Consider the following 7,139-nt stretch of genomic DNA (forward strand, 5'->3'; position numbering starts at 1 on the left):
TAGGTGATATCATCGCATTGAGTCCAACACTCTGAGCAAAACAAAGGAAGCCAAATGAAGTCGTCATTTTATTATATTATGGCAAGCAAGCGAAATGGTACACTATACGCTGGTTCAACATCCGATTTAATTAAACGAGTATGGGAACATAAAAACAACCTGATTCCGGGATTTACAGCTAAGTACAATGTACATATATTGGTTTATTATGAGGTTCATGAAACCTATATAGAAGCTGCTCGACGTGAAAAGCGATTCAAAAATTGGCCCAGGCAGTGGAAGTTACATTTGATTGAGAACCTAAATACAGAATGGCATGATCTTTATGAAGAAATTTGCCACTGATTAAGATCGGCTGGTTGCCGCGAACACGTCGCGGCACGTAGGCGGTGGGGATGAATTGTCAACACGCCCTAATATCCATATGGTATTTGATTGGCCAATAGGATATAGAAGGATGCATAATGAATTTGTAATAGAACAAAAGCATTTACTTTTGTGAACAATGCGTACATTATTGATTCTATTTTCTCATTCTAAAAATGAAACCATTTTTTAAACCTGCTAAACCTGCTAAACCTGCTAAACGTCTTATTTCTTTTAAAGAGTATATGGAAGATACCTTAGTCACAGCAAAGCGAATTACTGAAATTTCGCCTGGCCTGCAACGATATAGCGGTGCTCAATTTGAAATAGCGCTTATATCTTTTGCTGATCTTGAGACGCTAAAAAAAGAGATGGATGTTGACCTTGAGGTCGAATTTCCCGAATTATTAGAGCTGGATTGGCAAGCGGGTTTTGATTGGCTTGATCTCGCTGTGCACTATGGAGATGAGGACGCAATAAAATATTTTAAGGATAATATGCAAAAAGAGGTTTTTGCCATGAATTATCATCTATACAAAACCGAATGTCGTCCTGATACTGTATTACAACGCCATGAACATGTCAGTAAACCAGAACAGATGAAGTTTTAGTTTACGTATTATTTTGGGTATAATGAATTACCCTATTCTTGTTCATTTTTTTTCGATGTAGTATTGCTGATTTCTTCATCCTCTACGTCCCGAGGAAAAAACTCGAGACGTTATTGCCTTAATGCTCTGTATTAGGAAGCAATCTTTAAAGGGATTGCTTTCAAAGACACAATCATGCATTTTTTTATTTAGTAGGTAGTACTGCTGTTATCGGTACCGTTATTAGTATCACTACCATTATCTGTACCAGTGCTGGTTCCAGTATTAGTTCCGGTGTTGGTTCCATTATCTGTACCTGTACCCGTATTCGTTCCGGAATTCATTCCAGAATTAGTCCCAGTATTGGTTCCTCCAGTACCAGTAGTACTTGTTCCTCCACTACCTGGTGATGAAACAATGGTATTTATTATCCCTGAAGCGTAAGTTGAAGAAAAAGTCGCCGTTATTAATAGAACAGAAAGTATTTTTTTCATGATTTTCTCCTGAAAAAGTTAAAAATCACTAAAACAACAACATGATTCACATCAAAACGAACAGCATTTTTAATAACTCTATTCTCACCTTATTTTACTGCTATTACTTAGGAATATAATCTAGGTCTGGTAATCTGGAACAAAATTCAGGAAAAATAAGAGCTATTCCGAATTGGTTTATTAACTCCTGCTCTCACAGAATGGCTTATCCACAAGTCCATAGGCCAGTAGAGCCTTCATCGTCTCGGATAGGCCTGTGGACCCTGTGGGTAAGCCATGACACACCGAACTATGTTTTAGAAACCGTACTAGGGTGTCCGAAATACACTTGAGCTGGTGTTAAATATCCAAAAGACTGATGGAGTCTTCGGTTGTTATAATATTCAAAATACTCAGCTAATTCCAGCTCTATCTCTTCGATTGTTTCAATCATACCGATAGAGTTTTTCTTGCTTAACACTGCGCCATAAACGTTCTATGAAAATATTATCGAGGTATCGGCCGCGCCCATCCATACTGATAGAGATTTTGTGGGCCTTCAAGGTATTGATCCAATCATTAGACGTGAACTGAGCACCCTGATCGGTATTAAAAATATCACACCGCCCCTGTAATAACGCGTTTTTTAGCGCCTCTACACAAAATTCTGCTTCTAATGTTGGGGACACCGCCCATTGAAGCACATACCGACTATACCAGTCCATGATGGCAACCAAGTAAACATGGCCTCCCTTCATACGCACGTAGGTAATATCAGCAGCCCAGACCTGATTAGGCTTAGTGATATCGATGTCACGTAATAGATAGGGGTACACGGTGTGCTCTTTATTGGGAACGCTTGTATTTGGCTTTGGGTAGACGGTTTCTAATCCCATAGCCTCCATGAGTCTCTTGATGCGTCGTTTACCAACAGGATAGCCAACTTCAAGGGACAACCATTGTGCGCGCTTCACTTTACCTTCACATGGATACTGGAGATAATGCTCGTCTAACAGCGCCATGAGCCGCTCGTCCTCTGCTGATATAGGAGACGCTTTGTAATAATAACTGGAAATACTCAATCCGAGTAGCATGCATTGTTCTCGGATTGATATTTCAACGTTGCTATCAATCAGCTTACGCTTTTCATCCAAGCTCAGTGGCAGTCTTTTTTTAACCATGATAATTGGGCTTGAGTCGACAATTTCCTCATACAAAGCACCAACAAGCTCGGCTTGCTCTTTTTTTATCCTTATCATGAGAATTGGAAAAAGCATCTGAAATAGCCTGCAATGCTGTTTGCTTCCATGCTTTAATTTGGGTAGGATGCACACCGTATTCGCTGGTCAGTTGAGCCTGAGTCAATTTTCCTTCAATTGCCGCAACTGCTATCTTTGATTTTTTTGATGCCGTGTAATAGTTTCTTTTTTTGCTCATTCTATTCTCCTCTGTTACTTAGAAGAATAGCTCTTAAAAATTACCTTTTTTCGTCCAAAAAACCGCGCCTATATCAATAGACAAAAATCCAATTTAATCAAGATTAAATCACAGCTTTCTTTATTAACTCTTTGAATTGTTTGCAGATATTTTTTTATGTGATTTTTCAGAATAATTTACAGTTTTTGATAGCGCCCAGTATTAAAAACCAAGTAAGTCTCACCATGATAAGAAAGTAACGTATCAAAAGGAAAAAGATGTTTAATCTCTGTGGTATTAAGATCATTTCCAAGCCATTCAATAGATTGAACTTCTGTAAAATCAAAACCAACGTGCAAATTTTTAAATCTCATGGTGAATGCCTGTTTCATTGAGGTGGGAAGCTTCTGAATTAGTTGAAGTACCTCAGTAATCGTGAATTTATTGTGTCTAAAAACCAATTTTATATGAGCAATTGAGTCTGTCTTGTTAGGAATAAAAACGGCTACACTTTCTTGTTTGAGTTGTTTTGCTAAACTTGTGGCTACTAGTAATGTTTTTTTTCGAGATAATTTTTGTAAAGGTGAAACAAAAAAAATCTCTGAGTTCTCCGCTGTAAATAGTTTATTTTCCTGCCCAGTATACGCTCCAAGAGCATTTTTAAATTCTCCTAACTCCATATGTTGTCTTTGCAGTATACGAGTGGCAGCTTTTTTGAGCTGGTGTTGCTCTTTACCGATTAAATACTGGAATGCTTTTTCCATGTCCAGGATTTGAGTATTGTTTGAGTAGAAAAATTGTATAGTATTTGTTTTTGTATAACCTGAGATGCTCAATAGGAAAAAGCTGGTTAATACAAAAAGACTCCATAGTTTTTTAGTTTTAGAAAAGGGGACTTTTCGAATAAATAAATTAGTCATGTTTAACTTTGAGTATCATCGATTCTAGAGTTAATCCAGGTCCAAAAGCACAACTAAAAATATGTTTCGTATCATCTTGTGTGCCTAATTTATCCCATATTTTTTTTAATACAAATAATATGGTTACAGAGGACATATTCCCATAATTTCTTAAAACATCATAAGAATATTGATTGTCATCTGCCGTAATCTTTAATGCCTTCTCGCATGCTTGTAGAATTTTAATTCCACCTGGGTGAATTGCGTAAAAATCTATATCATTAAACGAATAATTTAATTGTCTTAGCAATTTTTCAGCAAACATAAAAATACCCGATTGAATTGCTTCAGGCACATAAGCGCTCAGTATAATGTCAAATCCGTAATTGGTAATGGTCCATGCCATATCCTGGCTGGTTTGAGGTACTAAATCACAATAGAATGACTCCAGAGCAAAACGTTTTTGACTCGCGTTTTCCCCCTGAATCAACGCTGTTGCAGCTCCATCAGCAAAAATAGCATTTGAGACAATGCTTTCTATGTTAAAAGCATTCTGAAAATGTATCGTACAAAGCTCAACACAAACCAGAAGCACATTGCTGCTCGGTTCTGTTTGACAAAATGCATTGGCTACCTTTAAACCATTAAAGGCACCATAACAGCCCATAAAATTAATCGCAGTGCGCTTAACGGAAGGGGATAAATTAAGCTTTTGGACAATTTCTATATCAATCCCCGGGGCATACATACCAGTACAGCTCACTGTAATTAAATGAGTAATTTTTCTTCGGTCAAAATCAATGCTATTTAAACAATTTTCAATGGATACCATGGCTAAATTGAGGGCGTTTTCTTTATATATAGCCATTCTCTGTGACGTTGACGGAAAACTTTCTTGAGGTGTATTAGGAAAAAATTCAAATTGCCCTGGTTGTTTACAATAATCAGTTAACACACTATAACGAGTCTCAATTCCTGAGGATTTATAGATTTTTTTTAAAATTTTTGTTTGTGATCCATCAAGATGAAATCCTACAGAAATAAGATCGGCAATCTCATCTTGTGTTCGCATAAACGGAGGGGTTGCTATACCAATCGCAGTGATATTTGATTGCATTGTGTCCCCTTGTGAATTTTTGTCCCTATAGACTCGCTGTTGTTGTCTTACGAGCATTGATACATTAAATCATTATTGTAATATTGAAGTATACAATGCAAAATGAAAATTTCTCATTATTTATAATGATCATGCCCAAATTCAAAACACGATCAAAGGAAAAGGAAATCATTGATCTCGGTCCAGATTTCTATACATCACAAGAGTACGAATACTCTTTAAAAAAACTATTTAAAATCAATAGAATTATGGGTATTTTTAAAAATACGGTTAATTTAATTCAACAGTTTCCTGAGAACTCCATGCTGGCCGATGTTGGCTGTGGCGGAGGATTATTCTTGCTTCATCTGAGTAAATATTACCCTCGAATGAAAATGCTTGGATTAGACATTTCAACTGAGGCTATTCAACTTGCAGAAAAAGAGTTGTCTGAATGGCAACAAAAAAATGCAAGCATTGCAGTTGAGTTTAAAATACAACCCCAGCAAGAACTTCACATAACAGCAAATAGTGTAGATATCATTTTAATTAATTTAGTTTGTCATCATCTGGATGATGACGAGTTAGTTGCTTTTTTAATAAAAGCCAATGATACAGCTCGTAAAGCTGTAGTTATTAATGACTTGCATCGTAATTTTGTTGCGTATTGGCTTTATAAAATAATTAGTCCTATATTGTTTAATAACCGGCTGATTACTCATGATGGCCTGCTTTCGATTCAAAAAAGTTTTACCAGAAAAGAATTAGAGTTTTTATTACACAAGGCATGTATCAAAAATTATCAAATCAAATGGCACTTCCCATTTTGGTGGAGTATTCTTATTTTGAAATAGGGTCTTTTGGTTAAGAAAATAAAATAGACTTTAGTATTAGGGATAAAAGCCTATGACTTTGGATGCATTGATTATTGGCGGAGGACCAGCTGGTGCAACCACCGCATTACTCCTTGCCGATGCGGGTTGGACGGTTGGCTTGGTCGAAAAGAAAAAATTTCCTCGTAGAAAAGTCTGTGGTGAATTTATATCGGCTACCAGTTTATCTCTTTTTCAGAAACTTGGATTGGAAGAGTTCTATTTAGCACATGGAGGGCCAGAAATTAAACAAGTAGGTTTGTATGCTGATGAGGTTATATTGACAGCAAATATGCCATATTCTACATCTTCAAAAGGTCTTTGGGGCAGGGCATTAGCGCGAGAGTATCTTGATACAGAACTCATAGAAAAAGCCAAATTAAAAGGAGTGCAAGTTTGGCAACCTTGTGAAGTAACTAATGTACATCGTCGTCAAAAAGATGGTTTATTTATCAGTTCTGTAAAAGAAAATAATAAAATAGGTGAGATAATTGCTCCACTCATTGTTATTGCTAATGGTTCGTGGGAGAAAAGAATTGCGCAATCAGAAACCAAAATCCATCAATCTTCTGATCTGTTTGCATTTAAAGCGCACTTTAAAAATGCCAATTTGCCTACAAATCTGATGCCCTTACTTGCTTTTCCTGGGGGTTATGGAGGAATGGTTCATAGTAGTATGCAGAAAGCAACTCTTTCTTGTTGTATTCGTCGTCATGTTTTGGATGATTTACGCTTAGAAAATCCAGGTATCCAAGCAGGGGAAACCGTTTTTAACTATCTATTGACGCAGTGTCGGGGAGTTAAGCAGGCTCTTGGCTGTGCCGAACGCGAAGGAAGCTGGCTGGCAGCTGGACCAATTAGGCCTGGCATTCGTTCTTGTTATCGGGATGGTATCTTTTTTGTAGGTAATATTGCCGGGGAAGCCCATCCCATTGTTGCTGAAGGAATCAGTATGGCCATGCAATCGGCTTGGTTACTGTCAAACAGTTTAATCCAATTTAAATCGAATCTTAAAGGCATTAATGATTTGGATGAAATTGGTATTCATTATACGAAACACTGGCGTAAACATTTTAGTACCCGCATTTATTCTTCTTCATTTTTTGCACAACTTGCAATGATGAACTCTTGGCCACGATCTTGGGTGTTACATATGATTAAAAAATTTCCTGCTATTTTAACTTTAGGTGCGCGATTTAGCGGTAAAGTGCAAAACGTTGTTCCGAGTAGTAAAGAATAAAACAGCAGTATAAGAGTTATTTTTTTTCAAAAATAGCAATCGCATCTTGTTCTTAAGTATTATCTGTTTATACACTAGTAAGTAAAGATGAAATTGATTAATTAAAAATGAGTCATCACGATATAAATGTTGAAACGTTGATTATAGTGGCTATTTGGAATCAACCCGCTATTTTTCAGGGATGTTT

At 36.8% G+C, this 7,139-nt stretch carries 10 protein-coding genes; 4 read left to right on the forward strand and 6 right to left on the reverse strand.

Annotation, left to right across the window (positions count from 1 at the left end; translation table 11 throughout):
- The first annotated feature begins 54 nt into the window (after positions 1-54).
- Both OQJ26_RS16385 and OQJ26_RS16390 read left to right on the forward strand, forming a co-directional pair.
- Positions 55-345: a GIY-YIG nuclease family protein gene (locus OQJ26_RS16385; protein WP_265704795.1), complete on the forward strand. Its 291-nt coding sequence runs from the start codon at positions 55-57 to the stop codon at positions 343-345.
- Between the two features lie 197 nt (positions 346-542).
- Entirely contained in the window at positions 543-977 is a 435-nt protein-coding gene (locus OQJ26_RS16390) for a hypothetical protein (protein WP_265704796.1), read from the forward strand.
- 188 nt (positions 978-1,165) lie between these two features.
- Here the strand turns inward: OQJ26_RS16390 and OQJ26_RS16395 are convergent, their stop codons facing one another.
- From OQJ26_RS16395 to OQJ26_RS16420, 6 genes are all read right to left on the reverse strand, one after another.
- Complete coding sequence (locus OQJ26_RS16395) at positions 1,166-1,450, reverse strand: hypothetical protein (RefSeq protein ID WP_265704797.1); 285 nt, start codon at positions 1,448-1,450, stop codon at positions 1,166-1,168.
- Between the two features lie 289 nt (positions 1,451-1,739).
- Complete coding sequence (locus OQJ26_RS16400) at positions 1,740-1,883, reverse strand: IS3 family transposase (RefSeq protein ID WP_265704798.1); 144 nt, start codon at positions 1,881-1,883, stop codon at positions 1,740-1,742.
- Positions 1,876-2,688 (reverse strand): IS3 family transposase, encoded by an 813-nt coding sequence (locus OQJ26_RS16405; protein ID WP_265704800.1) that lies wholly within the window; start codon positions 2,686-2,688, stop codon positions 1,876-1,878. Before OQJ26_RS16405 ends, OQJ26_RS16400 begins: the two co-directional genes overlap by 8 nt.
- Entirely contained in the window at positions 2,639-2,866 is a 228-nt protein-coding gene (locus OQJ26_RS16410) for a hypothetical protein (protein ID WP_265704801.1), read from the reverse strand. Before OQJ26_RS16410 ends, OQJ26_RS16405 begins: the two co-directional genes overlap by 50 nt.
- 176 nt (positions 2,867-3,042) lie before the next feature.
- Positions 3,043-3,609, reverse strand: a complete 567-nt coding sequence (locus OQJ26_RS16415; protein WP_265704802.1) for a hypothetical protein — start codon at positions 3,607-3,609, stop codon at positions 3,043-3,045.
- A 148-nt stretch (positions 3,610-3,757) separates the two neighbouring features.
- Complete coding sequence (locus tag OQJ26_RS16420) at positions 3,758-4,918, reverse strand: type III polyketide synthase (RefSeq protein ID WP_265704803.1); 1,161 nt, start codon at positions 4,916-4,918, stop codon at positions 3,758-3,760.
- A gap of 74 nt (positions 4,919-4,992) precedes the next feature.
- Between OQJ26_RS16420 and OQJ26_RS16425 the strand changes: the two genes are divergently transcribed.
- Together OQJ26_RS16425 and OQJ26_RS16430 are read left to right on the forward strand one after the other, a co-directional pair.
- Entirely contained in the window at positions 4,993-5,694 is a 702-nt protein-coding gene (locus OQJ26_RS16425; RefSeq protein ID WP_265704804.1) for a methyltransferase domain-containing protein, read from the forward strand.
- A 52-nt stretch (positions 5,695-5,746) separates the two neighbouring features.
- Complete coding sequence (locus tag OQJ26_RS16430; RefSeq protein WP_265704805.1) at positions 5,747-6,952, forward strand: NAD(P)/FAD-dependent oxidoreductase; 1,206 nt, start codon at positions 5,747-5,749, stop codon at positions 6,950-6,952.
- Positions 6,953-7,139 lie beyond the last annotated feature (187 nt).

Origin of the sequence: Legionella sheltonii, from assembly GCF_026191355.1 — a bacterium.
In the GTDB taxonomy this organism is placed as follows: domain Bacteria; phylum Pseudomonadota; class Gammaproteobacteria; order Legionellales; family Legionellaceae; genus Legionella; species Legionella sheltonii.

Coding starts and splice junctions, on each gene's coding strand:
- OQJ26_RS16430 (WP_265704805.1), top strand. CDS start 5,747: ATGACTTTGGATGCATTGATTATTGGCGGAGGACCAGCTGGTGCAACC.
- OQJ26_RS16405 (WP_265704800.1), bottom strand. CDS start 2,688: ATGATAAGGATAAAAAAAGAGCAAGCCGAGCTTGTTGGTGCTTTGTAT.
- OQJ26_RS16390 (WP_265704796.1), top strand. CDS start 543: ATGAAACCATTTTTTAAACCTGCTAAACCTGCTAAACCTGCTAAACGT.
- OQJ26_RS16425 (WP_265704804.1), top strand. CDS start 4,993: ATGCCCAAATTCAAAACACGATCAAAGGAAAAGGAAATCATTGATCTC.
- OQJ26_RS16420 (WP_265704803.1), bottom strand. CDS start 4,918: ATGCTCGTAAGACAACAACAGCGAGTCTATAGGGACAAAAATTCACAA.
- OQJ26_RS16385 (WP_265704795.1), top strand. CDS start 55: ATGAAGTCGTCATTTTATTATATTATGGCAAGCAAGCGAAATGGTACA.
- OQJ26_RS16395 (WP_265704797.1), bottom strand. CDS start 1,450: ATGAAAAAAATACTTTCTGTTCTATTAATAACGGCGACTTTTTCTTCA.
- OQJ26_RS16400 (WP_265704798.1), bottom strand. CDS start 1,883: ATGATTGAAACAATCGAAGAGATAGAGCTGGAATTAGCTGAGTATTTT.
- OQJ26_RS16415 (WP_265704802.1), bottom strand. CDS start 3,609: ATGGAAAAAGCATTCCAGTATTTAATCGGTAAAGAGCAACACCAGCTC.
- OQJ26_RS16410 (WP_265704801.1), bottom strand. CDS start 2,866: ATGAGCAAAAAAAGAAACTATTACACGGCATCAAAAAAATCAAAGATA.